This is a genomic window from Mangrovimonas sp. DI 80, from assembly GCF_001975575.1.
Taxonomy (GTDB): domain Bacteria; phylum Bacteroidota; class Bacteroidia; order Flavobacteriales; family Flavobacteriaceae; genus Mangrovimonas_A; species Mangrovimonas_A xylaniphaga.
Genome location: NZ_MSDT01000002.1, coordinates 551,106 through 574,413, shown reverse-complemented (window position 1 = coordinate 574,413; position 23,308 = coordinate 551,106). Strand labels below are relative to the sequence as shown.

Here is a 23,308-nt window from a genome sequence, read left to right as displayed (position 1 = left end):
GTCTGGATATACTCATCTAGGCCCACATATTATGTTTAACTATAGCCTTTTTTAAGGTGAAAAAAATTAGCGTATGTTTAAGTTTATTAAGCAAGATTTTCCGGCTAGTATAGTCGTGTTTTTTGTGGCTTTACCCCTATGTTTGGGTATTGCCTTGGCAAGTGGAGCTCCATTGTTTTCTGGGGTCATTGCCGGTATTATTGGAGGAATTGTAGTAGGGTCTTTAAGTGGATCCAATATAGGTGTTAGTGGGCCAGCCGCCGGTTTGGCCGCTATCGTTTTGACAGCTATTGGAACTTTGGGAGGTTATGAAAACTTTCTGGTTGCAGTAGTTTTGGGTGGAGTCATCCAATTAGCTCTTGGCTTTTTGAGAGCGGGAGTAATCGGGTACTATTTTCCGTCTTCGGTGATTAAAGGAATGTTGACGGGAATTGGAATTATCATCATCCTCAAGCAAATTCCACACTTTTTTGGTTATGATGCCGAGCCAGAAGGAGCGGATAGTTTCCTCGAACTTTCGGGAGAAAATACCTTTTCTTCCATCTTTCATATTTTCGATCATTTAATCATTGGCTCCATGGTCATTGGTATCGTTGGACTTGGAGTAATTCTCTTTTGGGACAATGTATTGGCTAAAAAGGCAAAATTCTTTAAGATCATTCAAGGGCCTTTGGTAGCCGTGGTATTAGGTATTGTGTTTTATGTTTTAACACAATCCAACAGTGCTTTAAACATTTCGGAAACCCATTTGGTAAGTGTGCCAATTCCTGATGATTTTAGTTCCTTTTTGGGTCAGTTTACCTTTCCTAATTTCGCAGCCATTACCAATCACGAAGTTTGGGTAACAGCCTTTACAATTGCGTTAGTGGCAAGTTTGGAAACTCTATTGTGTGTAGAGGCCACAGATAAAATAGATCCTCACAAAAATGTAACACCAACTAATAGAGAATTGTTGGCTCAAGGAACAGGAAACATCTTCTCAGGTTTAATTGGAGGTTTGCCAATTACTCAGGTAATTGTAAGAAGTTCCGCCAACATTCAATCTGGAGGGCGTACCAAATTGGCTACCATCATTCATGGATTGCTATTATTGGTATCGGTAGTTCTTATCCCAAGGTTATTGAACATGATTCCACTTTCTGTTTTGGCCGCTATCCTGTTAGTTGTGGGATATAAATTGGCAAAGCCAAAATTGTTCATCGAGATGTATAAGTTGGGCTGGAAACAGTGGTTGCCTTTTATTGTTACCGTAGTAGGAATTGTATTCACCGACCTATTGGTGGGAATCAGTATGGGACTGTTGGTAGGAATTGTAGTCATTCTTCTAAAAAGCTACCAAAACTCACACTTTTTGCATATTGAAGATAAGAGTAATGGTAAGCACCAAATTAAGATGACCCTGGCAGAAGAAGTAACCTTTTTTAACAAAGGTGCCATTTTGAAGGAATTGGATAGCTTACCTCGCGATACGTATTTAGAACTCGATTTGATGAAGACCCGTTATTTGGATCATGATATTATTGAGATTCTTGAGGATTTTACACATAAAGCAAAAGAGCGAAATATTGATGTAAAACTAGTTTCAAAACGTGGTGTTGTTGAAAACCCTCCAAGTTTTGTGAAGTTTTTTAAGGAGCGTCCAAAATCAAAACTAAGTTTAAGCTAAACGGTTATGGAATCCAAGGCACATCATATATTGGTACTTTCAGATTTGGGAGTTGCAACGGAAGCGACCCTGAAAAGTGCAATAAGTTTGGCCAACATGATTCAAGGAAATATTGAGTTGTTTCATGTAAAAAGGGCAGGAGATATTGTGCACAAGGAAAATCAGTTGTCCGCCATGCGTAGCATTAACGAAGAAAAGAGCAGTACTAAGAAAAAAATTCAAGAATTGATCCAGCCCATTTCGGAAGCTTATGGAATTGAGATTCCTTTCAACTTCGCTTTTGGCAATGTGAAGAACGAGATAGCTTCGCATATCAAGGGAAATCGTCCTGATATTATCGTTATGGGCAAAAAGCAGTCCAAATTATTGGGTCTGGGCAGTGATGGTCTCACCCAATTTGTAATGGAGGAGTTCAAGGGTATCTTGATGATTGTAGGTTCTGAGAACAGTTTGGAGCCTAAGCACCCCTTATCATTGGGAGTATTTAATGGTAACTTTCCAAGTTTTGCGGGAAGGTTGTTGGCCTATACCAAGCAGCCATTAAAATCCTTTAAGATTGCGAATGGGGATGTAGCTAAGGAAGAACAAACAGATGCTTACGAAACGGTAGAATATGTGTTTGAGTCAGGAGACCAAAGCATTAAAAATATGTCCAGTTACCTTTCCAAAAGTAACGTAAATCTATTTTGCGTAGACCGTGGAAGGACAAAAACAGGACAAGAAGTAAAAACAAAACATTCAGATATTACTAATATTGTAAACAATTTTAATATATCCCTTTTAATATCAGCTCAATAATTTGATGCTAAACAAGGATATAAAATCAAAATAAAATTATGAAAGCACATACTAAGGAAACACAAGCAACCATGACCCCAGAAAAGTCATTGGCATTTTTGAAAGAAGGAAACCAAAGATTTCAAAATAACCTTAAGGCAAACAGAAATTTATTGGAACAGGTGAATGACACCAGCGAGGGGCAGTTTCCTTTTGCCACCATTTTAAGCTGTATCGATTCTAGAGTTTCTGCCGAGTTGGTATTCGACCAAGGATTAGGGGACATTTTTAGTGTTCGTATTGCAGGAAATTTTGTAAACGAAGACATCCTTGGAAGCATGGAGTTTGCCTGTAAATTGGCAGGAACCAAACTTATTGTGGTGTTGGGGCATACCAGTTGTGGCGCTGTAAAAGGTGCTTGCGACCATGCCGAAATGGGTAATCTAACCAAGCTGATTCAAAAAATTACTCCTGCAGTAGACAGTGTGGCAGAACCTGCAGATAAAAGCTTGAGAAACTCTAAAAATTTAGAGTTTGTAGATGCCGTTTCAGAGAAAAACGTGCATTTAACCATTGAAAGAATCCATGCAGAAAGTCCAATTCTTGATGAAATGGAAAAGAATGGAGAAATTAAGATTATTGGCGCCATGTATGATATCAATACAGGAGCCGTAACTTTCTATGAATAAAACTTAGCATACAACATACGTTAAATTATTATTTGGGCAGCGCCATCACTTAGTTGGCGCTGTTTTTTTTATTCTTTAGTATTTAAAATACAATTTGTTTCAAAGTGTTTTTGAATGCTCTTTTTTCTTTAAATTATTAGAGGTAAATTTAGTGTAGCATTTATAAATAGATAGAAATTGAACAAATTGTTCTCCAATTTTAAAGGTGATGCTTTTGGAGGTGTTACAGCAGGTATTGTGGCACTGCCATTGGCCCTTGCCTTTGGGGTGAGTTCTGGTTTAGGGCCCAGTGCCGGACTTTATGGTGCTATCTTTTTAAGTTTTTTCGCGGCATTATTTGGAGGAACCAATACCCAAATTTCGGGTCCTACGGCTCCTATGACGGCGGTGAGTATGGTGGTTATTGCTGGTATTGTAGCTGCGAACGATGGAGATGTTCAAAAGGCGCTTCCTACTATTTTAATTGTGTTTTTACTTTCTGGGCTCATGCAAATTGGCTTGGGAGTTTTGGGGTTGGGAAAGTACATCCGTTACATACCATATCCTGTAGTTTCTGGATTCATGTCGGCAATTGGGGTAATTATTATTGTGACTCAAATTTTACCTTCTCTCGGATATTACCCAAAAGAGGATGCTGCTTATGTAAATCAATTTAAGCCCGTGGCCGAAGAGGTTATCCTTGAAAATATTTTGAAGGAGGAAGCGGGTGAAGGTATTTTGGTTTTGGAAGATTTCAAAGAAACCATCAATCGAGCAGAACTTATCGATGAAGCCGATATTCTTAAAGAATCAGAAACCTTGGCTGCCAATGATGCTTCTGGGGTTTTGGGGGCAATTAAAGTATTTCCAAGAGCACTCATGAATATTAATTGGTTGGAGCTTGTCTTGGCTTTGGGCACCATTTTTATCATTTATGGATTTAAGCGAATTACTAGGGCAGTGCCAAGCACCTTGGTGGCATTATTGGTAATGTCTGCCATAGCGATTGTTTTTGGATTGGATTACAAACCGATACAACAAATCCCCAGCGGTTTTCCTGCGCCCAATATTAGCATGTTTGCCAATTTTAGTGTTACACAGTTAACACCCTATATTTTTACGGCATTAACCTTATCTCTTTTAGGTGCCATTGACTCTTTGTTGACTAGTATCGTGGCCGATAATATGACGAAAACCAAACACCGTCCAAACAAAGAATTGATAGGGCAGGGCATAGGCAACAGCATTGGGGCGGTTTTTGGTGGCATTCCTGGGGCAGGGGCAACTATTAGAACCGTTGTAAATATTCAATCCGGTGGTAAGACCCGGTTGTCTGGAATGATTGCAGGTTTGGTGTTGCTCATCATTTTGTTGGTATTAGGGCCAATTGCTTCTAAAATTCCAGCAGCGGTTTTAGCAGGAATTCTGATAACCGTAGGAATAGGGGTTATGGATTACAAAGGTTTAAAGGCCATCCCTAGTCTTCCAAGAGATACACGTATTGGTCCATTTTGGGTGAGTTCGGAAGTGTTGATCATGATCGTTGTGTTAGTGCTGTCATCTCTTTGGAATTTGGTGTATGCCGTTGGCATTGGACTTATCATTGCCTCGTTGATGTTTATGAAAAAGATTGGGGATCTCACAGCCGAACGTTCGGATGTGAAACCTTTGGCCAAAGAAACCGCCTGGGATGACGCTCCCAATTTTCCTGAAAAATTAAAAGACGAGGTATTTGTAAAACATGTAAAGGGACCATTGTTTTTCGGTTCAACCAGCGACTTTCAAAGGTTGGCGGCCCAAATCCCATCAAATGCCAAAACAATTGTAATTAGGTTGGGACGTATGCAGTATATGGATCAATCGGGTTTATATGCCTTTGAAGATGTTTTACAGGAATTGAGTAAAAACGGAGTAACCGTTTTATTGGTTGGTCTATTAAGGCAACCTCGTTACATGATGGAGCGCATTGGAATTATACCGGAATTGATATCGGAAGATCGTATTTTTGGTACTTTCAAGGAGGGAACAAATTGGATAAAAAATAACGTGATTTATTAGAGTGGAAAATGGATTTAAACAGAGTTTTTGAAAATAACGAAAAGTGGATTCAGGAGAAATTGGCCAAGGATAACGCTTATTTTCATAAGTTGGGAAAGGGACAAAGTCCCCAGTTTTTGTACATCGGCTGTTCCGATAGCCGTGTAGATGTGGAAGGTCTTATGGGCCTAGAACCAGGAGAAGCTTTTGTGCACCGTAACATTGCAAACATGGTTATTGCTACCGATTTAAACGCGATGTCTGTGGTGGAGTATGCGGTGAACCATTTGAAGGTTGCAGATGTGGTGGTATGTGGACATTATGCCTGCGGAGGTGTAAAGGCAGCCATGTTATCGGAAGATTTGGGACTATTGAATCCTTGGTTGCGTAGTATCAGGGACGTATATCGATTGCACGCCGAAGAACTCAATACCATTGAAGACGAAAATAAACGCTATGATCGTTTAATTGAGCTCAATGTACAGGAACAATGTGTCAATCTAATCAAAACGGCAGCCATTCAAAAGGCAGTTAGGGATCGTGGCTTAAAAGTTCATGGTTGGGTGTTTGATGTGCATTCAGGGAAGCTCATTGACTTGAAAATCGATTTTGCAGCTATATTGGAAAACATTAGGAAGATTTATCATTTAGATTAAAACAAAAAAAGCCACTCAAGTTGAGTGGCTTTTTCATTTAAATACAAAAACTAATTATTCAAATGATAAAAAGTGTTATTGCAACAGTGAGTATACAAACTCGGGGTTTCCTCGTTCACCGGATTCGGTGGACATTGCCAAGAATTTTAGTTTGTAAAGGTTGCCATCGGTATCACTGATGATGTAGAATACATTTTCTTTTACAGAAGGGGAAGCACTAGGACCTCCGCCATTTCTCCAGCTGCTTCCAATAGTTCTTTGGTCATTGTATACAAAATTGGCGTCAACAACATTAGCTAACGTAAATTCATTATAGGTTAATTCTGTTTCAACTTCAGAATCGATCATATAGATGCCTACATTGGCCTTTGTGTTATTCACCACAAAATCGGAATATCCATAAGCACCGTAACCTTCGATTAAGTTTGTGAATACCGTGAAGTTTAAATCCCAATTAACTGAGGCTGGTTCAACATTAACTTCACTGTTGGTATTGAAACTAAAGAAGGTGAAATTGTGTTCGTTGCTTTTTGAAACAACAACTTCTTCGTGGGTAGCATCATCCAAGTTGGCATATTGCAATACATAGTCGTTACCGTCTTTCAAAACGCGAATTTTCATCCATCCTCTTGATTCACCGGTTACTGCAATGGTTCCGGTTTCTGGAGTTTCTGTTCCAACTTCATAGCCCAAGTTCAATAGGTATACTTTGTTGTCGGCATCATTTTCTGAAATCGTTGCAATGGCGGTTTCAGAAATATCACCTGATGGCGCGTCTACAAAGGCTGCACTCGCCGCTTGAAAGGTTCCAACCGCAACTTGAGGTTGTAATTCTTGTACCTCTTGGTTGCTAGAGCTTACCGCATCAATATCTGTTGTAGTTAAAGGGGCAGTTGCCATATAGATAGATCCGTTGATGGTCACTTTGAATTCATCACCAGAATAAAATCCAAGATCCCAAGAATCGCGTTGTACACTAGTGCTGGTGTTGGTGCTCAAATCTACATACACTTGGTTTTGTTGGTTAGGGCCTCCTACCTCTGGGCTTACACTTGCGCCCTCAATTACAATGGAGATTGGGCCAGAGGGTGAATCGTCATCACTACTACAGCTTGTAAAACCCAAGGTAGCAGCTACGCATAATACAGTAAAAAGTTTGTTGATCATAATGGTATTGATTTTAAAAATTCAGATTATATAATAGTTTTAAATAAAATGAGCGTCCGTAACCCAACAGTAGGGATTGACTACCTGAGGAGTGTGTGCCTCCAGAACTGGAATTGCTAATATTCACACTAGTGATGTCCAAAAGGTTTCTAGCTCCTAAAGTGGCTGTTAGTTTTTCTTTAAAAAATGATTTTTTAGCAGAAGCGTCCAGCCAACCATAACCATCGGTTGTTTGTTGGGTGAATAATGCATTCCCGTCTTCATCTTCATTTGATTGGACATATCTTTGAGTGGGGCCCTGATATTTAAAAAGCATGGTGATAAAGGTGTTCCATTCTTTTAGGTGATAGGTACTGCTTGTATTGATTTGGTAGGCATATAGAAAATTGTCATTGCCATTGATTTCATTGTTGTAGACACGTGAAATGCCTTGTAGGGTAGCTCCCAATTTAAGTGTCCAACGGTCTGTGTTTATGGCATTGTCTGAGGTGAGTCCCCATAGTGTATACTTATCTATATTGATGTATTGATATTGAAGAGGAAGAGTGTTTACCACAGCTAGATCAATTTTGTCCTGAACATCTATATAGCTCAATTTTATTGAGTTTAGTAAAGAAGTGTTGTTGATGTAACTGCGTTTTTTTAAGTTTATAAAAGCGGTAATTCCGTTTTCGGGGTCTAAGTTTTCATTTCCCCTAACGTCATGGTTGGAATCCACAAAATAGTAATAGAGCTCTTCAAAATTTGGAGTTCTATAAGAAGTTCCTACATTGGCTCTAAGCTCAAAGCCATGAGGCATTAAATAGCGAGCACTTAAACTAGCTGTAGTTTTGGAGCGGTACTTTGTATTGTACTCGTAACGTAATCCTGGTCTGAATGAAATGGAATTGTTCAGTTGGAATTCCGATGAGCCAAACAAAGCGTAATTCCCTTGAGTATGAGTTTTGTCATTTTGGGTGTAGTCTCCTGAAGCTTTGGTGTCGAATCCTTCAATATAACGGGCCTCATAGCCCAACTGAAAATTGAATGCTTTGCTTTTTAGCAAGTTGCTCATGGTACCTTTAGAAAAGAATACCTTACTGGACTGGTAGGTAGTGTCAGCTTCATCCGTTTTTGTTTCGCTAAGGATGAAATAGGTGAATTGATTTAGGTCACGTTCCTGTTGTTGATAGGAAAGGGAAGCTTGGTAATTTCCTCCAGATTTTAATGTGCCATTAAGGTTTAAATTATTGACTAATCGTTTGGTGGTATATATTTTATCTGTAGACGAAGGGTTTATGGTTTGCGAAGGAACGTCGTAATTGGATCTTACAGCTTGGTCGTAAAAATTTAGGGTCTCACTAAAATATTCAAACTTATAATTGAGGTTGAAACGATTTGTTTTGTAATTGACCATAGCGCCACTAGTAAGTTGGGTTTTAGGTAACCATTCGTAACCACGTAAGCTATCATTTAAATAATGATCTTTTCCTTTTCTATCATTCAAAAACCCTGCAAATTGGTTACGGTTAAAGCCTATTTTAGCGAACCATTTATCAGAGAAATTGTGAGCTAGGTTTAGTCCTTGTATATGTCTTCCTTCATCAAACCAAGCATATTCATCGCTTATGGTTTCTTCTTGGACTAAGGCTTCCAATTTCCAATTGCTGTCAATGGATTTTTTGGTAATGATGTTAATGACACCAGAAACTGCATTAGCACCGTATTCCACACCCATAGCGCCTTCCACAATTTCGATGCGCTCAATATCGTCCAGGTTGATTTGCGTTAAATCAATATTGTTACCAAGTCCGTTATCACTTACCAAAGGAATGTTATCAACGAGAATATTAAAGTATTGGGCATCTAAACCAAAAAATGAAATGGTTGATTTTCCTGTTTGCGAACTCGGTAGAATGGTAAGGTTCAGGTTGAAATTGAGCAAATCGGCTAGATTATTGGCTGCCTGATTGTCTATTTGTTCCCTTTTTATAACTATAACATTGTGCACCGATTTTTTAATAGACTGGGGATTGTACTGCCCTGTAACCACTACTTCGGATAGAGCTTCAACTTGGGTAGAGTCTTGTGTTACTTCCTGTGAAAAGGCGAAGCGGCTTAAAAAAAGTAAAAAATAAACGACAATTTTATTTTTATTTAGACTCATTCTTGATTAGTTTTGCAGTGCAAATATATCAATGTTATTTTAAATCAATCTAAATAAGAATAAAATTTTCTCAATGAAACGTATTTTTCCATTAGTCGCAGTGGCATTATTTCTTAGTGTGAACCTAAATGCCCAAAACAAGAAGAAGCAAGATCAACAAGCCATTAAAGATATGTGTGGTTGTTATAAGGTAAACTTCAATTTTGCCGAAACTTTTGAGTATTCAGGCGATTCAACTTATGTGCCTTCCAAAACAAAACACGATAGAGGTTTGGAGTGGGTACAGTTGGTAGAGGACAGCAAGGATAAAATTTCCATGCAGCATTTATTGATTGTAGGACCTTCGGAGGCTCCTCATATTGTAAAGCACTGGAGACAGGACTGGGAATTCGAAAACACCGATTTGTATGTGTACGACCATAATAATAAGTGGAGCTACCAAAGTTTGTCGAAAAGTGAAGTAAAAGGACAGTGGACGCAAAAAGTATTTCAAGTGGATGATAGTCCTAGATACGAAGGAACCGCATCTTGGGTACACGTAGATGGCAAAAGCTATTGGGAAAATACTACAACTGCGCCACTACCAAGACGTGAGTATACCCAACGTAGTGATTATAATGTAACTGTAAGAAGAAATCGTCACGAAATCACCGATAACGGTTGGATCCACAACCAAGACAACGACAAGTTAGTGCGTGAGGAAGGAAACGAAGATAAGGTTTTGGCTCAGGAAAAGGGGTACAATACCTATGTAAAAGTTGACGATAGCATGTGTAAAGCAGCTCAAGATTACTGGAGTACCAATCAGGCTAAATGGGCTTTGGTAAGAGCTAAATGGGATGAAGTGTTTGCTAGACATAAAGACTTATATTTGGAGGAAAAAGTTGATAACAAAGTATTGTTTAAATATTTGTTTGATGCTGAAAAATACCAAACAGCGGAGGAGATCAATCCGTTAATTGAATCTTTTGTAAAATAAACTTATGAATAGTTGTTTTAAATCCTGTATCCTCGGTGCTATGTTGCTACTGGGGATACAGTCGTTTTCACAGGATAATGCTTTTTTAAGCCGTGACTTCTGGAAATCGCAACCGGATGTAGCATTGGTAAAAGCAAAAATTGCCGAAGGGAATGATCCTGCCCAGGCCAATGCAAATAATTTTGATGGTGTGGTTTATGCCATTTTAGAAGATGCACCATTTAATACCATAACCTATTTGATGGAGCATAAAGGCAATGATGTAAATAAATTGACCCACGATGGGCGTACCTATATTTTCTGGGCGGCTTATAAAGGGAATACAAAAGTCATGGAATACCTGTTGCAACATGGCGCCAAAACAGATATCAAAGATGATAAGGGGAATACCATTTTAAATTTTGCGGCATCTTCAGGACAAAAAAATACCGAGGTGTATGACCTTTGTTTGGCCAATGGTGCTAACCTAAAAAAGGATGTAACTCCAAATGGTACCAATGCTTTGTTGTTGGTGGCTCCTAATGATCAAGATTTTCAATTGGTTGAATACTTTCAAAAAAAGGGATTGGATATCAATAGCGTGGATAGAGATGGAAATGGAATTTTTAATTATGTTGCAAGAACAGGCAATTTGGAAGCTTTGGAAGCTTTACAGGGTAGAGGCATAAAAGGAAACAACCAAGCTTTTATGTTTACGGCTTATGGAACTAGAGGAAAGACCAATGGTATTGAAGTCTATAAGTTTTTAGAAGAACAAGGTCTTAATCCTAATGTTATCAATAGAGAAGGACAGACACCTTTACATATTTTGGCTTCAAGAAGTAAGGATGAAGAATTGATACACTATCTCTTGGAGAAAGGTTTGGATGTGAATGAAGAAGATCATAATGGAAATACACCTTTTATGAATGCCGCTTACCGAAATAATTTGGATATGGTGCAATTGCTGTCCAAAAACTTTAAGGATATTAACCATGCCAACAAAAAAGGACAAACAGCTTTGTTTTATGCTGTGGAAGGAAATACGGTTGAAGTGGTTAATTTCATAATAAAAAGAGGAGCGAAAATAGATGTTCTAGATAAGGAGGGAAATAGTTTGGTCTACGCGTTGGTAAATTCCTATTCAACTAGAAACCCTAAGGAGTTTTTAGAAAAATTAAGCAGCCTAGAGAAACATGGATTGCAGTTGGAGCAAACCCAAAAAAATGGCAATACATGGTATCATATGGCTGTTGAAAAAGGAAGTTTGGAGTTGTTGAAAATGGCTGCTGATATGAAAATAGATGTGAATGCCAAAAATGGAGACGGGAACACTGCTTTGCATTTGGCGGCCATGAAAGCTTCCGATGATAGCATTATGAAATTCTTGGTGGCCCAAGGAGCCAACAAAACCCTTATGACCGAATTTGAGGAAACGGCCTATGACTTGGCCCAGGAAAATGAATTGTTGAAGAGCAATAACATTTCAATAGAATTTTTAAAATAAGACATTTACAGAATGAAGAATATACGTTTGATAGCAGTAGTATTGGTAACGGTTTTTGGGTTGGTGTCGTTTACCAATCAAGGGCCATCTACCAAATATAAATGCATGATCCAATTGACCAATTATACAGGGGAAGGTGCTTATGTTGCCATTTCATTGATCAATCCAGCAGGGGACTATGAGCAAACACTGTTTGTGCAGGGAGATGATAATGAGTGGTACAATACCTTGGAATCTTGGTGGAAGTTTTATGGTAAAAAGCGTAACAATATTGATGCCATTACAGGCGCTACGATCTCTGGGGGAGAGCGCAGTATTAATGTCATCGAAATTGAAGATTCTAAAATTGATGCCGGTTATAGCATTCGTTTTGAAACCGCTGTAGAAGACCAGGAATATTACACGCAGGATGTTGAATTTCCATTAACATCCGAAACCGTAAAAGGTAAAATGGAAGGCACAGGGTTTATTCGCTATGTCCGCATGATGCCCAATTAAACAATCGTAATATGACCATTTCAATTTGGAGATACAGTCACCTTGCATTGGCTGTATCTTCTGTTGTTTTTATCCTTTTGGCTTCCATAACTGGGGCCATTTTGGCATTTCAGCCTATTTCTGAACAAATGGCACCTTACAAGGTTGCCGATTTGGATGAGGTGTCCTTGGCCCAAACCGTTGAGGTATTTAAGGAGACCTATCCTGAAGTTATCGAAATCAAGGTAGATGCCAGCCATTTTGTAATGGCTTCGGTATTCACGGAGGAAGGTGACAACTTGGAAGGGTATTTTAACCCAATTACGGCTGAGTTTTTAGGACAGAAATCGGAGCCTTCCAAATTTTTTCAATGGGTAACTAATTTTCATAGGTCTTTATTTTTAAAGAGTGTCGGCCGTTTTTTTGTGGGACTGTGCTCTTTTTTACTGTTTGTGATTGCTATTACCGGGACTATTCTAATAGTGAAACGACAAAGAGGCATCCAACAGTTTTTTGCTAAGATTGTCAACGAGAATTTTAGTCAGTATTGGCATGTGGTATTGGGACGTCTGTCCTTAGTTCCTATCATTATCATTACCCTTACTGGGGTATATCTGTCTATGGAAAAATTCAATCTGTTGCCAGAAGGCAAGGAAAAGTACAAGATTGATTTTAATACAATTTCAGAGACTCCAAAACGTGATGTTTCTGAATTCCAATTGTTCCAAAACACACCACTTTCTGAAGTTGAAACATTGGAATTTCCCTTTTCAGACGATGTAGAGGATTATTTCACCTTAAAGTTAAAACAGGAAGAGTTGGTGGTGAACCAATACACAGGAGAAGTGTTAAGTAGCTTGAAAGCACCCATGGTGGAAGTGGTTTCCAATTTTAGTATGGCGTTGCATACAGGAAAAGGCAATACGGTTTGGGCTTTTATTTTGGGTTTGGCCAGTATCAACATCTTGTTTTTTATTTATTCTGGGTTTGATATGACCTTGAAGCGTCGTGCGTCAGGATTAAAGAATAAATATAGAAGGGAGGAATGTCAATACATCATTTTGGTAGGTTCTGAAAATGGTTCTACTATGCATTATGCCAATGCGTTTTATAAACAATTGTTGGAAGTAGGTGAAAAGGTATTTATTGCGGAGTTGAATGACTACACCGAATTTTCCCAAGCCGAACAATTTATCATTTTCACAGCAACTTACGGACAAGGAGAAGCGCCTACCAATGCCAATAAATTTTTGGAAGGTTTGAAACAAATTAAGCAGTCTAATAAATGTAGGTATGCAGTAGTTGGTTTTGGGTCTTTGGCCTACCCCGATTTTTGTCAATTTGCCTTTGATGTGGATAAATCTATGGAGCAACATTTTGAAAGAACCATGGAAGTTACGGCTATTCACGACAAATCTCTAGAAGCCTTCCATCAGTTTGTAGGTTCATGGAGCTCTAAAGTAGGCTTGAAATTGGAAATTCCCAAAGAGGAGTTGACTCAACCCCAAAAGCATACAAAAACCTTAAAGGTGGTTGGGAAAACAGAGGTTGCTGATAGTCCAGACAATACCTTTCTTATTAAGTTGAAACCAAAAAAAACACAGCAATTTAGCTCTGGAGATTTGTTAGCCATCTATCCAAAGAATGATTATCGAGAACGTTTGTATTCTATTGGGAAGGTTGATGGAAACATTCAATTGAGCATTAAGTTTTACGAGCATGGTTTGGGTTCTAATTACCTAAATGATTTGGAGGTAGGAGATAAATTCAAGGCTAAAATCATAAAAAATTCGTCGTTTCATTTTCCAGTTAAGGCACCAAAGGTTATCCTTATAGCCAATGGTACGGGAGTAGCTCCCTTTTTGGGAATGCTTCATCAAAATAAAAAGCATAGGGAAACCAAACTCTATTTAGGTTTACGAACTCAGGCATCTTTCAATTTATATAAACCTGAAATAGAAGCCTTGTTGATTGAGAAAAAATTAAGCGACTTTGAGTTGGTGCTTTCCCGTGAAGCTGACCAATGCTATGTGCAGGACAAACTGCATGACAATGCTAGTGAAATAGCTCAAACCCTTTATAGTGGTGGTGTCATTATGATCTGTGGGTCTTTGGCAATGCAAAAAGGAGTCTTGGGAGTTTTGGAATCTATTTGTGTAGAGTTTACCCATAAACCTTTAAGTTTTTATCAGGCACAAGGGCAACTGAAAATGGATTGTTACTAATCGTTACTGTCTTCTTCGGTTTTAGAATCCCCTTCAAGTAGGCCTTCCATTTGGTCTGGATTTAAAAAGGCGGGAAATATCATGGGGGCTAAAGACTTTACAGGGCTGTAAAGTATGGAATCTTCAAATTGCTTTTCATTAGCAAAAGGCATGGAGTTATTCATGCGTTCGTAAACAATCAGAATCACACTTAAGATCAAGCCTATCTTTAAACCTCCAAAAAGGGCGCCTAACAATTTATTGATGATTCCCAAAGCCGCAAAATCGGCTAATTTGGTAAGCGCTTTCCCTGCAAGAGCGATCAACAATACAATCACCACAAACGTAATGGCAAAGGCTGTAATGGTTATGGTGTTTTCATCCCAATCTACCTTACTTTTCAAAAAATTGGCGGCATAGTTGCTAAAATGCATGGCGCCGAAAACACCAGCAACTAGGGCGATCAAAGAGGCTACTTCTACAAAAAGCCCTTTTAGAAAACCTCTAATAATTCCAAAAAGCAGTAAGGCTCCTAAAACAATGTCAATTACACTCATGGGGTCAACAATTTCAACAAATATACACATTTGGGGCACTTATCTTCTTTTTTTGGAAGAGATGTCCTTAGGTAGCACGATGTTTAGTAACTTTGCCCTTTTTAAAAGCTATGTCAAGAGACGAACAATTAAAACAACGATGGGATTTGGTGGTTGAAAAGCTGTCCAAACAATTTGCCGATGGGGATACGTTGGACCTTGATGCTATAATTTATCTTATCGGAGTGCAGGAATTGGGCCAATTGGGGCGCCGATTTAAAAAGGACCATAAAGTGGATTTAATGCATATTGCCATTTGCCGTTTGTTGGAACCTTATGGTTACTACGAATTTGATTATTATGACGAAGATAAATGGCCACATTATAAGGTGAAGGAAGCTTTGCCATTTTTAAAGGCAGGCGAGCAGTCGGTGTTGATGAAGGAAGCCATTGTTAACTATTTTGTGGAAGCAGAATATATAGAATAAGATTTATTAAATTTGCATTCATTTCAAAGGATATCATGATAGAAAAGATTAAAGAATTAATTGCTGAAGCAGAAGAATTTAAGGCGCAATCCAAAGAAGAAGTTGAGGCATTCCGAATTAAATATTTGGGGTCTAAAGGCTTGTTGAAGGAGTATTTTGCAGAGTTTAAAAATGTTGCCAACGACCAAAAGAAAGAATTTGGTCAGGTAATCAATGCCCTTAAAAAAACAGCCGAGGAAAAGGTGAATGCTTTAAAGGAGGAGTTGGAAGCCAAGGAAGAAGTGAAAGGTGTTTATGGCGATTTATCCCGTCCGGGAGAACCCATTGAATTGGGAGCAAGACATCCGGTGTCGATAGTGAAAAATCAAATTATCGATATTTTCTCGCGCATTGGTTTTAATGTAAGTGAAGGACCAGAAATTGAAGACGACTGGCACAACTTTACAGCATTGAATCTTCCAGAATACCATCCGGCACGAGATATGCAGGATACTTTCTTTATTCAAACCAATCCTGATATTCTGTTGCGTACCCACACCAGTTCTGTACAGGTGCGTTACATGGAAGAACACAAGCCGCCTATCAGAACAATTTCTCCAGGAAGAGTGTATAGAAATGAAGCTATTTCGGCGCGTTCTCACTGTTTCTTCCACCAAGTAGAGGGATTGTATATTGATAAGGATGTAAGTTTTGCGGACTTAAAACAGACTTTACAATATTTCACTACGGAGATGTTCGGGAAATCTAAAATTAGATTAAGACCATCGTACTTCCCATTTACCGAGCCAAGTGCAGAAATTGATGTGTACTGGGGATTGGAAACAGAATCTGATTACCGCATCACTAAAGGGACCGGTTGGTTGGAAATTGGAGGCTGCGGGATGGTAGATCCTAATGTTTTAACAAACTGCAACATCGATCCAAAAGTGTATTCTGGGTTTGCCTTTGGAGTTGGGATCGATCGTATCGCAATGTTATTGCATCAAATCAATGATATTAGATTGTTGAGTGAAAACGATGTGCGCTTTTTAGAGCAGTTCAAATCAGCATTTTAAGAAATCACTTATATATGTAGGAAGCCGGTTAGTACCGGCTTTTTTTATTTAACAATTTTTTAACGACTAGTTGGTTCGGTTTTTTCCGAACTAAACTTATTTTTGTGTAAATCTTTTGGTTATGGAAGCAGATTTACTCAAAGAGAAGCAAAGGCTGGTCGAAAAATTAGGGGTGCTTATTGAGAATAATGATAAGTTGGCTCCTGTAGCGGCGCGCATTGTTTCCTATGCCATACTTACTGGGAAATCGGGTTTGACCTTTGATGATCTCGTAACCGATTTATGTGCTAGTAAGAGCACTATTTCTACACATTTAAACCATTTATTGGATTTAAAGAAACTCACCTACTTTACAAAGGTTGGAGACCGCAAAAAATACTATATCGTTAGTAGTGACAGTATTTTTCAGCATATCAATGGACTTATAGATATGTGGTCATCCATCCGTGACTTACACCTTGAAATAAAAACCTATAAAGAAAATGTCAACGCTGTTTCAGAAGAGGAACAAAAAAAGTTCGATCTGGAATTTCACAATAATTATATCATGTTTCTAGATGAGATTATTGGAGCGGTAACAGGTTTAAAAAATAAAATCATAGATAAACAATCAGAAGAGTAGCACTAAACAATTAAATACAAACATGAGAAAAGGAAGAATTACTATACTGTCGTTTACAGTAGCGGCTATATTTTTTTTGGGGTGTGGTAACGATAATAAACAGGCGGCACAGCAGCAACAGCAGCCAAAGCCATTTCCGGTCACCGTCGTACCTCAAAAAACGGTTACTACTTTTGTAACATATCCTACCAGTATAGAAGGAATCATTAGTAGTGAGGTAAGAGCCAAAGTGAGTGGATACATTCAGGAGGTTTTAGTTGACGAAGGCCAAACAGTAAAAAAGGGACAAGCTTTATTTAAACTGGAAACACAATCCCTAAGTCAGGATGCCGATGCTGCCAAAGCTGCGGTTAATGTGGCAAAGGTTGAGGTTGAAAAAATAAAGCCTCTTGTAGAGAAAGGGATTATAAGCAATGTACAATTGGAAACGGCCAAAGCGCAATTGGCACAGGCTCAAAGTGCCTACAATAGCATTAATGCCAATATTGGTTATGCTACGGTAAAAAGCCCAGTGAACGGGGTGGTTGGTGCCATACAATTTAGGGAAGGTTCCTTGGTGAGTGCGACTAGTCAAAAGCCCTTGACCATTGTGTCTGATATCAACCAAATCTACGCTTTCTTTTCTATGAATGAAACGGAATATCTTGACTTTTTACAAAATACTCCGGGTAATACGCTTAAAGAGAAAGTCGCCAATTTTCCAAAGGTGAAACTGACATTGGCCAACGGATTTGAGTACAAAAAGGAAGGGACCATACAAACCGTAACCGGTCAAATCGATGTTAGCACGGGGACCGTTAGTTTTAGAGCCATTTTTGACAATCCTACGGGATTGATTACTAACGGTAACAGTGGAACAATTAGCATTCCCAACGAATACGAAAATGTAGTGGTGATACCGCAATCGGCTACATTTGAGCAACAGGGACAAACTTTTGTATATACTGTAAATGCTGAAAACAAAACTGTGGCAACCCCAATTAGTATTAAGGATAAAAACAATTATCTGTACCTAGTTGGTTCGGGTGTTTCAAAAGGGGACAGAATAGTAGCTAGTGGTACAGGAAAATTAAGAAACAATACAGTTATACAGCCACAGGAAGTGGCTTTCGATAGCGTTGCAAAACCCATTCCCCCTTTATTTCAATAATCTTTTAGAAAAGGACATATGTTAAAAACATTTATAGAGAGACCGGTATTGTCTACCGTAATCTCCATCATCATAGTCATTTTAGGGGTGTTGGGCTTTTTTACACTGCCCGTAGAGCAATATCCTGATATCGCGCCACCAACTATTACGGTAAATACTACCTATCCAGGTGCGAGTGCCGAAACCATTATGGAAAGTGTGATCATTCCTATTGAGGAACAGATTAACGGGGTTGAAGGAATGACTTATATAACCTCGACGGCCTCGAATGCTGGTACAGCTTCTATAACCGTATATTTCGATCAGGAAACCGATCCGGATATTGCAGCGGTTAACGTTCAAAACCGTGTGGCGAGAGCCAATCCGTTATTGCCGCAGGAGGTTATTCAAACAGGGGTGTTAACACAAAAGCAACAAACCAGTGCCTTGATGTTCATGTCTGTTTATTCAGAAAATGAAAATTATAATGCCACCTTTCTTCAGAATTATTTGAAAATTAATGTGATTCCGTCCTTGCAAAGGGTGAAGGGGGTTGGTAATGTAAACGTGTTTGGTAGCCAAGATTATGCCATGCGTATTTGGTTGAAACCAGAAAAATTGGCAGCCTTTAATTTGTTGCCTTCAGATGTCACAGCGGCTTTAAAGGAACAGAGTTTGGAAGCTTCGGCTGGTGCTTTAGGGCAAAACTCAGGACAATCGTTTACCTATACCATTACATATAGCGGCCGATTTAAGTCTGAAGATCAATATAATAATATCGTCATTAAGGCGTTGGACAATGGTGAATATTTGAGATTAAAGGATGTCGCCGAAATTCAGTTAGATGCACAGTCTTACGATTCGTATGGGTTTACGGATGGCTATCCTAGTATCAACATGGGAATTTACCAAACTGCTGGCTCTAATGCCCAAGAGATCATTAAGGAAATTCAATCGGAACTGAAGCGCTTGTCCCAAGATTTCCCAGAAGGGGTGAATTACGTCATCAATTACGACACCAACGAATTTCTTACTGCTTCAATGAACAAGGTAAAACATACCCTTATTGAAGCGTTTATCTTGGTGTTTATTGTGGTGTTTATCTTCCTTCAGGATTTTAGATCCACGTTAATTCCTGCCATTGCAGTACCCGTGGCTATTATCGGTACCTTCTTCTTTTTAGGGGTTTTTGGTTACTCAATTAACTTATTAACCTTATTCGCTTTGGTATTGGCTATTGGTATTGTGGTGGATGACGCCATTGTGGTGGTAGAAGCGGTTCATGCCAAATTGGACGAAGGTGAACCTAGTGCCAAACAGGCAACTTTAAACGCCATGCACGAAATATCTGGAGCTATTATTTCCATTACTTTGGTGATGGCAGCGGTATTTATTCCGGTAACCTTTGTGCAAGGACCAACAGGTGTGTTTTACGAGCAGTTTGGGGTAACCCTTATTGTCGCCATTTTGATTTCGGCAGTTAACGCCTTGACTTTGAGTCCTGCCTTATGTGCCCTGTTTTTGAAAGGTCACGATGAAAACGAACATGAAAAGAAAAGTTTTTTGCAAGGATTTTACGACCGTTTCAACAAAGGTTTCAGTGCCACCACAGCGCGTTATGGTAAGTCTTTACGATTTTTGTATAAAAATAAATGGATCTCTGCAGTTCTTTTAATACTTGCTGCTGTAGGTATTTGGTGGACAGCCAATACCACACCAACAGGATTTGTCCCAGATGAAGATAGGGGAATCATCTTTATGAATGTTGAATTGCCTGCCGGATCGTCTATGGACCGCACCAATATGGTAATGCAGGATATGTACCGTAGAGCTAAAGAAGTGCCGGGAGTAAAAGGGGTAACCGTTATCAACGGTAGAAGTTTGATTAGTGGAACTGGTTCTAACTATGGTTTAGGATTTATAAAACTGGAAAAGTGGGATGAGCGTGAAAACGAAGACGAATCATCTTCTGCTATTGTAGGTAAATTGTTTGGGATTGCAGCAGGCATACCGGAAGCTCAAATTATCTTCTTTGCTCCACCCAGTATTCCTGGTTTTGGATTGTCTTCTGGATTCGAAATGAATTTATTGGATAAATCCGGAGGTAGTTTTGCCGAACTGGAAGCTGCAACCCAAGATTTTATTGGGCGTTTAATGCAGCATCCGGCCATTCAATACGGACAGTCGTCATTCAACACTAAATATCCTCAGTACGAAATGGAGATTAACGTACCGTTGGCCAAAAAATATGATGTGCCTATCAGTTCTATTTTTGCTACTATGCAAGGGTATATTGGTGGAGTTTATGCCGCCGACTTTTCCAGATTCGGAAAGCAGTACCGTGTATATGTTCAAGCGCCGCCGGAAAGTCGTTCGCAAAAGGAATCTCTAAACGAACTGTACATAAAAACGGGTAGCGGAGAAATGACGCCAATTACCCAATTTGTAAAACTGAAGCGAGTGTATGGACCACAATCGGTAACTCGTTTCAACCTTTATAATTCTACAAAAATTTCAGGAGCTTCAAATCCTGGATTTAGTACAGGAGACGCTATTAGTATTATTGAAGAAGAACTGAAAAGTCTGCCAACACAGTACGATGTGGCTTATTCTGGTTTAACACGTGAAGAAGTAAATGCAGGAAACCAAACCGTACTTATTTTCATATTGTGTGTGGTATTTGTATACTTCTTGTTGGCCGCCCAATACGAAAGTTATTTGTTGCCATTAGCGGTTATTTTATCGCTGCCTTTAGGTGTGTTTGGAGCCTTTTTTACTACAAAAATGATGGGCTTACAGAACAATATCTACTTCCAGATTGCCTTAATCATGTTGGTTGGGTTATTGGCCAAGAATGCCATTTTAATTGTGGAGTTTGCGGTACAACGCCGACGTAATGGCGAAAGTATTCCAGATGCCGCTATACATGGTGCCCAAGCGCGTTTAAGACCTATTTTAATGACCTCGTTTGCCTTTATTTTAGGCTTAATGCCATTGGTGTTGGCCAAAGGGGTTGGTGCCGAAGGGAACAATTCTATTGGTAGTGGAGCTGCAGGAGGAATGTTGATAGGAACAATATTGGGGATTTTTGTAATACCAATCCTCTTTATTTTATTCCAATGGCTACAAGAAAAAGTATCCAGTAAGCCAGCAGTAATAGAACAAACTAAAGAAGATTAATTGTATGATATCCATTATAAAACATAAAACCCTAACCAAGGTTGCGCTGATCGTATTCGCTTCTGTAACACTGCAAAGTTGTTTCGTTACGAAAAATTATGAACGCCCAGAGTTAGAGGAAACGGAGCACTTATACAGAACAGATAATTTGCCTACAGATAGTTTGTCCATGGCTGATGTGTCCTGGAAAGAGTTGTTTACAGATACTTATTTGAATCAGTATATCGAAGAGGGACTGAACAACAATTTGGACATAAGAATTGCCATTCAGCAAATGGCTGCGGCAGAATCATATGTCAAACAAGCAAGGGCTAGTTTTTGGCCTAGTGTTGGGGTAGACGCTTCCTTAACGCACCAAGAGTTGGCAAAGAACAGCCAGTTTGGAGCGTTTTTTAACGGCTCGTTGCAACAGTATCAATTATCGACTAACCTTTCTTGGGAAGCTGATATTTGGGGAAAGATTAGAAGTCAAAAAAGGGCCTCACAAGCTAGTTTCTTGCAAAGTGTAGCGGCACACCAAGCCGTAAAAACGAGATTGGTTTCTAGTATTGCTAGTACCTATTACCAGCTTTTGGCTTTGGATGCCCAGTTAGAAGTCACCAAGGCTACCATTGAAAATAGGGAGCACAGTGTAGAAACCATCAAAGCTTTGAAGGACGCTGGGCAGGTGACACAGGTGGCAGTAGACCAAAACATCGCTCAGCTGAATAATGCCAAGGCTTTGCAAGTAGATATTGAAATTGCTATTTTCACTACAGAAAATACCTTGGCTCTTTTATTGGGCAAACAACCCCAACAGTTTGAGAGAAGTCAATTGGAAGGTCAAAGCATCGATACAGAAATGAAATTGGGAGTGCCTTCTTTGTTGTTGAGAAACAGACCAGACGTTATGGCGGCAGAGTATAGCTTGGTGCAAGCCTTTGAAATGACCAATGTAGCTAGAACCAATTTCTACCCATCCTTAACGTTAACAGCTACGGGAGGATTTCAAAGTCTTGAGTTTAATAACTGGTTTGATACGGGATCATTATTTGCGAATCTAGTAGGAGGGTTGACCCAGCCGATTTTCAATCAACGTAAAATTAGGACCCAACAGGAAGTGGCTTTGGCACAACAGGAGCAGGCTTTGTTGAGTTTTAAAAAGACCCTGTTGGTTGCTGGAGGAGAAGTGTCCAATGCACTTTATGCCTATGAAGCAGAAACCAAGAAATACGAATTCAGACAGAATGAAGTAGAAGCTTTACGACAAGCCGAGAGTAACTCTGAAGAATTATTGAACAATGGTTTTGGAACCTATTTGGATTTATTGACCGCCAGAGAAAGCGCGCTTAGTGCGGAGCTGAATGTTATCAATAGCAAGTTGCAGCAATTGCAAACAGTAGTGACGCTTTATGAATCTTTAGGTGGAGGCTGGAAATAAACTTTAAATATGAATCTATGACCTTGAAAAGCGACATCTTAGAATGCTCTATTACAAATTTCACAAAATTTGGAAGCAAGCGTTTTACATTGGATGATCTGGCTGAGGTTATGGGCATTTCCAAAAAAACTATTTATAAGCACTTTAAGAATAAGGAGGAACTGGTAGCTGAGAGCTTATCAGTTTTGGTTGAGAATTACAAAGCAGAAATTAACGAGGTGATTCAGGGTAATATTGATGATCCCATTTTGTGCATTATTTTAATTTATGAAAGAGGGTTTGAGTACTTGAGGTATTTCAAGCCCTCTTTTTTATTTGGTATCAAAAAGTACTATCCAAAGGCAGACCAGGTATTCGCTGATTTTTCCGAAATGTTTGTGTTCGAAATCGTTTACAAATTACTTCAGTCGGCTAAGGAAAAGGGATATATCAAGCCAGGTGTAAATTTAAAGTTGGTCTGCGAACTGTACTTTTTAAGAATTGATGCCATTGCCTTTAGAAATAACAATCTCTTCGAAATTTATAACAAAAGAGAAATCCTAAACCATTTAATTGTATATAACCTTCGTGGGTTTACGGAGCCAAATTATTCAAATCCTTATTTTGAATAGCTTG

The 23,308-nt window shown here is 39.0% G+C and carries 19 protein-coding genes; 16 read left to right on the top strand and 3 right to left on the bottom strand.

What is annotated here, in order from left to right; genetic code table 11:
* Positions 1 to 73: 73 nt before the first annotated feature.
* The 5 genes from BKM32_RS03125 to BKM32_RS03105 all read left to right on the top strand — a co-directional run bounded on the left by BKM32_RS03125 (position 74) and on the right by BKM32_RS03105 (position 5,804).
* Complete coding sequence (locus tag BKM32_RS03125; protein ID WP_053976354.1) at positions 74 to 1,666, top strand: SulP family inorganic anion transporter; 1,593 nt, start codon at positions 74 to 76, stop codon at positions 1,664 to 1,666.
* A gap of 6 nt (positions 1,667 to 1,672) precedes the next feature.
* Complete coding sequence (locus tag BKM32_RS03120) at positions 1,673 to 2,464, top strand: universal stress protein (protein WP_076662501.1); 792 nt, start codon at positions 1,673 to 1,675, stop codon at positions 2,462 to 2,464.
* A 38-nt stretch (positions 2,465 to 2,502) separates the two neighbouring features.
* A complete protein-coding gene (locus tag BKM32_RS03115; protein ID WP_076662500.1) occupies positions 2,503 to 3,132 on the top strand; it encodes a carbonic anhydrase family protein in 630 nt (209 codons plus the stop codon).
* A 177-nt stretch (positions 3,133 to 3,309) separates the two neighbouring features.
* Positions 3,310 to 5,169 carry a SulP family inorganic anion transporter gene (locus tag BKM32_RS03110; RefSeq protein WP_076662499.1) on the top strand — a complete coding sequence of 620 codons (1,860 nt, stop codon included), beginning with the start codon at positions 3,310 to 3,312 and terminating at the stop codon, positions 5,167 to 5,169.
* 8 nt (positions 5,170 to 5,177) lie between these two features.
* A complete protein-coding gene (locus BKM32_RS03105; RefSeq protein ID WP_076662498.1) occupies positions 5,178 to 5,804 on the top strand; it encodes a carbonic anhydrase in 627 nt (208 codons plus the stop codon).
* Positions 5,805 to 5,879: 75 nt separating this feature from the next.
* Here BKM32_RS03105 and BKM32_RS03100 read toward each other — a convergent pair whose 3' ends face one another.
* Positions 5,880 to 6,971: an HmuY family protein gene (locus BKM32_RS03100; RefSeq protein WP_076662497.1), complete on the bottom strand. Its 1,092-nt coding sequence runs from the start codon at positions 6,969 to 6,971 to the stop codon at positions 5,880 to 5,882.
* A 13-nt stretch (positions 6,972 to 6,984) separates the two neighbouring features.
* Complete coding sequence (locus tag BKM32_RS03095; RefSeq protein ID WP_076662496.1) at positions 6,985 to 9,117, bottom strand: TonB-dependent siderophore receptor; 2,133 nt, start codon at positions 9,115 to 9,117, stop codon at positions 6,985 to 6,987.
* Positions 9,118 to 9,190: 73 nt separating this feature from the next.
* On the opposite strand from BKM32_RS03095, the gene BKM32_RS03090 reads away from it, so the two are divergent.
* From BKM32_RS03090 to BKM32_RS03075, 4 genes are read left to right on the top strand one after another with little or no spacing between them, the layout of a single operon-like run.
* Positions 9,191 to 10,096 carry a DUF6607 family protein gene (locus BKM32_RS03090; RefSeq protein ID WP_076662495.1) on the top strand — a complete coding sequence of 302 codons (906 nt, stop codon included), beginning with the start codon at positions 9,191 to 9,193 and terminating at the stop codon, positions 10,094 to 10,096.
* A gap of 4 nt (positions 10,097 to 10,100) precedes the next feature.
* A complete protein-coding gene (locus tag BKM32_RS03085) occupies positions 10,101 to 11,582 on the top strand; it encodes an ankyrin repeat domain-containing protein (RefSeq protein WP_076662494.1) in 1,482 nt (493 codons plus the stop codon).
* Between the two features lie 12 nt (positions 11,583 to 11,594).
* On the top strand, positions 11,595 to 12,080 hold the full coding sequence (locus BKM32_RS03080) for a DUF2271 domain-containing protein (protein ID WP_076662493.1): 486 nt from the start codon (positions 11,595 to 11,597) through the stop codon (positions 12,078 to 12,080).
* A gap of 11 nt (positions 12,081 to 12,091) precedes the next feature.
* Positions 12,092 to 14,284 (top strand): PepSY domain-containing protein, encoded by a 2,193-nt coding sequence (locus BKM32_RS03075; protein WP_076662492.1) that lies wholly within the window; start codon positions 12,092 to 12,094, stop codon positions 14,282 to 14,284.
* Here BKM32_RS03075 and BKM32_RS03070 read toward each other — a convergent pair.
* Positions 14,281 to 14,820, bottom strand: coding sequence for a CvpA family protein (locus tag BKM32_RS03070; protein ID WP_076662491.1), 540 nt, complete (start codon positions 14,818 to 14,820; stop codon positions 14,281 to 14,283). The genes BKM32_RS03075 and BKM32_RS03070 overlap by 4 nt on opposite strands.
* A 110-nt stretch (positions 14,821 to 14,930) precedes the next feature.
* Here BKM32_RS03070 and BKM32_RS03065 point away from each other — a divergent pair, with 110 nt between their 5' ends.
* The 7 genes from BKM32_RS03065 to BKM32_RS03035 all read left to right on the top strand — a co-directional run bounded on the left by BKM32_RS03065 (position 14,931) and on the right by BKM32_RS03035 (position 23,304).
* Positions 14,931 to 15,287: a hypothetical protein gene (locus BKM32_RS03065; protein ID WP_076662490.1), complete on the top strand. Its 357-nt coding sequence runs from the start codon at positions 14,931 to 14,933 to the stop codon at positions 15,285 to 15,287.
* Positions 15,288 to 15,322: 35 nt separating this feature from the next.
* A complete protein-coding gene (gene pheS, locus BKM32_RS03060; protein ID WP_053976341.1) occupies positions 15,323 to 16,342 on the top strand; it encodes a phenylalanine--tRNA ligase subunit alpha in 1,020 nt (339 codons plus the stop codon).
* 121 nt (positions 16,343 to 16,463) lie between these two features.
* Entirely contained in the window at positions 16,464 to 16,964 is a 501-nt protein-coding gene (locus BKM32_RS03055; RefSeq protein ID WP_053976340.1) for a GbsR/MarR family transcriptional regulator, read from the top strand.
* A gap of 22 nt (positions 16,965 to 16,986) precedes the next feature.
* A complete protein-coding gene (locus BKM32_RS03050; RefSeq protein ID WP_076662489.1) occupies positions 16,987 to 18,114 on the top strand; it encodes an efflux RND transporter periplasmic adaptor subunit in 1,128 nt (375 codons plus the stop codon).
* A gap of 18 nt (positions 18,115 to 18,132) precedes the next feature.
* Positions 18,133 to 21,273 carry an efflux RND transporter permease subunit gene (locus BKM32_RS03045; protein WP_076662488.1) on the top strand — a complete coding sequence of 1,047 codons (3,141 nt, stop codon included), beginning with the start codon at positions 18,133 to 18,135 and terminating at the stop codon, positions 21,271 to 21,273.
* A gap of 4 nt (positions 21,274 to 21,277) precedes the next feature.
* Positions 21,278 to 22,693, top strand: a complete 1,416-nt coding sequence (locus BKM32_RS03040; protein ID WP_076662487.1) for an efflux transporter outer membrane subunit — start codon at positions 21,278 to 21,280, stop codon at positions 22,691 to 22,693.
* A gap of 17 nt (positions 22,694 to 22,710) precedes the next feature.
* Positions 22,711 to 23,304, top strand: a complete 594-nt coding sequence (locus BKM32_RS03035) for a TetR/AcrR family transcriptional regulator (protein WP_076662486.1) — start codon at positions 22,711 to 22,713, stop codon at positions 23,302 to 23,304.
* The last annotated feature ends 4 nt before the right edge of the window (positions 23,305 to 23,308 follow it).

Excerpts from the sequence above, each read along its gene's own strand:
- BKM32_RS03095 (WP_076662496.1), bottom strand. The coding sequence starts at position 9,117 with ATGAGTCTAAATAAAAATAAAATTGTCGTTTATTTTTTACTTTTTTTA.
- BKM32_RS03105 (WP_076662498.1), top strand. The coding sequence starts at position 5,178 with ATGGATTTAAACAGAGTTTTTGAAAATAACGAAAAGTGGATTCAGGAG.
- BKM32_RS03050 (WP_076662489.1), top strand. The coding sequence starts at position 16,987 with ATGAGAAAAGGAAGAATTACTATACTGTCGTTTACAGTAGCGGCTATA.
- BKM32_RS03070 (WP_076662491.1), bottom strand. The coding sequence starts at position 14,820 with ATGAGTGTAATTGACATTGTTTTAGGAGCCTTACTGCTTTTTGGAATT.
- BKM32_RS03085 (WP_076662494.1), top strand. The coding sequence starts at position 10,101 with ATGAATAGTTGTTTTAAATCCTGTATCCTCGGTGCTATGTTGCTACTG.
- BKM32_RS03080 (WP_076662493.1), top strand. The coding sequence starts at position 11,595 with ATGAAGAATATACGTTTGATAGCAGTAGTATTGGTAACGGTTTTTGGG.
- BKM32_RS03120 (WP_076662501.1), top strand. The coding sequence starts at position 1,673 with ATGGAATCCAAGGCACATCATATATTGGTACTTTCAGATTTGGGAGTT.
- BKM32_RS03065 (WP_076662490.1), top strand. The coding sequence starts at position 14,931 with ATGTCAAGAGACGAACAATTAAAACAACGATGGGATTTGGTGGTTGAA.
- BKM32_RS03040 (WP_076662487.1), top strand. The coding sequence starts at position 21,278 with ATGATATCCATTATAAAACATAAAACCCTAACCAAGGTTGCGCTGATC.
- BKM32_RS03115 (WP_076662500.1), top strand. The coding sequence starts at position 2,503 with ATGAAAGCACATACTAAGGAAACACAAGCAACCATGACCCCAGAAAAG.
- BKM32_RS03045 (WP_076662488.1), top strand. The coding sequence starts at position 18,133 with ATGTTAAAAACATTTATAGAGAGACCGGTATTGTCTACCGTAATCTCC.
- pheS (WP_053976341.1), top strand. The coding sequence starts at position 15,323 with ATGATAGAAAAGATTAAAGAATTAATTGCTGAAGCAGAAGAATTTAAG.
- BKM32_RS03075 (WP_076662492.1), top strand. The coding sequence starts at position 12,092 with ATGACCATTTCAATTTGGAGATACAGTCACCTTGCATTGGCTGTATCT.
- BKM32_RS03035 (WP_076662486.1), top strand. The coding sequence starts at position 22,711 with ATGACCTTGAAAAGCGACATCTTAGAATGCTCTATTACAAATTTCACA.
- BKM32_RS03055 (WP_053976340.1), top strand. The coding sequence starts at position 16,464 with ATGGAAGCAGATTTACTCAAAGAGAAGCAAAGGCTGGTCGAAAAATTA.
- BKM32_RS03100 (WP_076662497.1), bottom strand. The coding sequence starts at position 6,971 with ATGATCAACAAACTTTTTACTGTATTATGCGTAGCTGCTACCTTGGGT.
- BKM32_RS03090 (WP_076662495.1), top strand. The coding sequence starts at position 9,191 with ATGAAACGTATTTTTCCATTAGTCGCAGTGGCATTATTTCTTAGTGTG.
- BKM32_RS03125 (WP_053976354.1), top strand. The coding sequence starts at position 74 with ATGTTTAAGTTTATTAAGCAAGATTTTCCGGCTAGTATAGTCGTGTTT.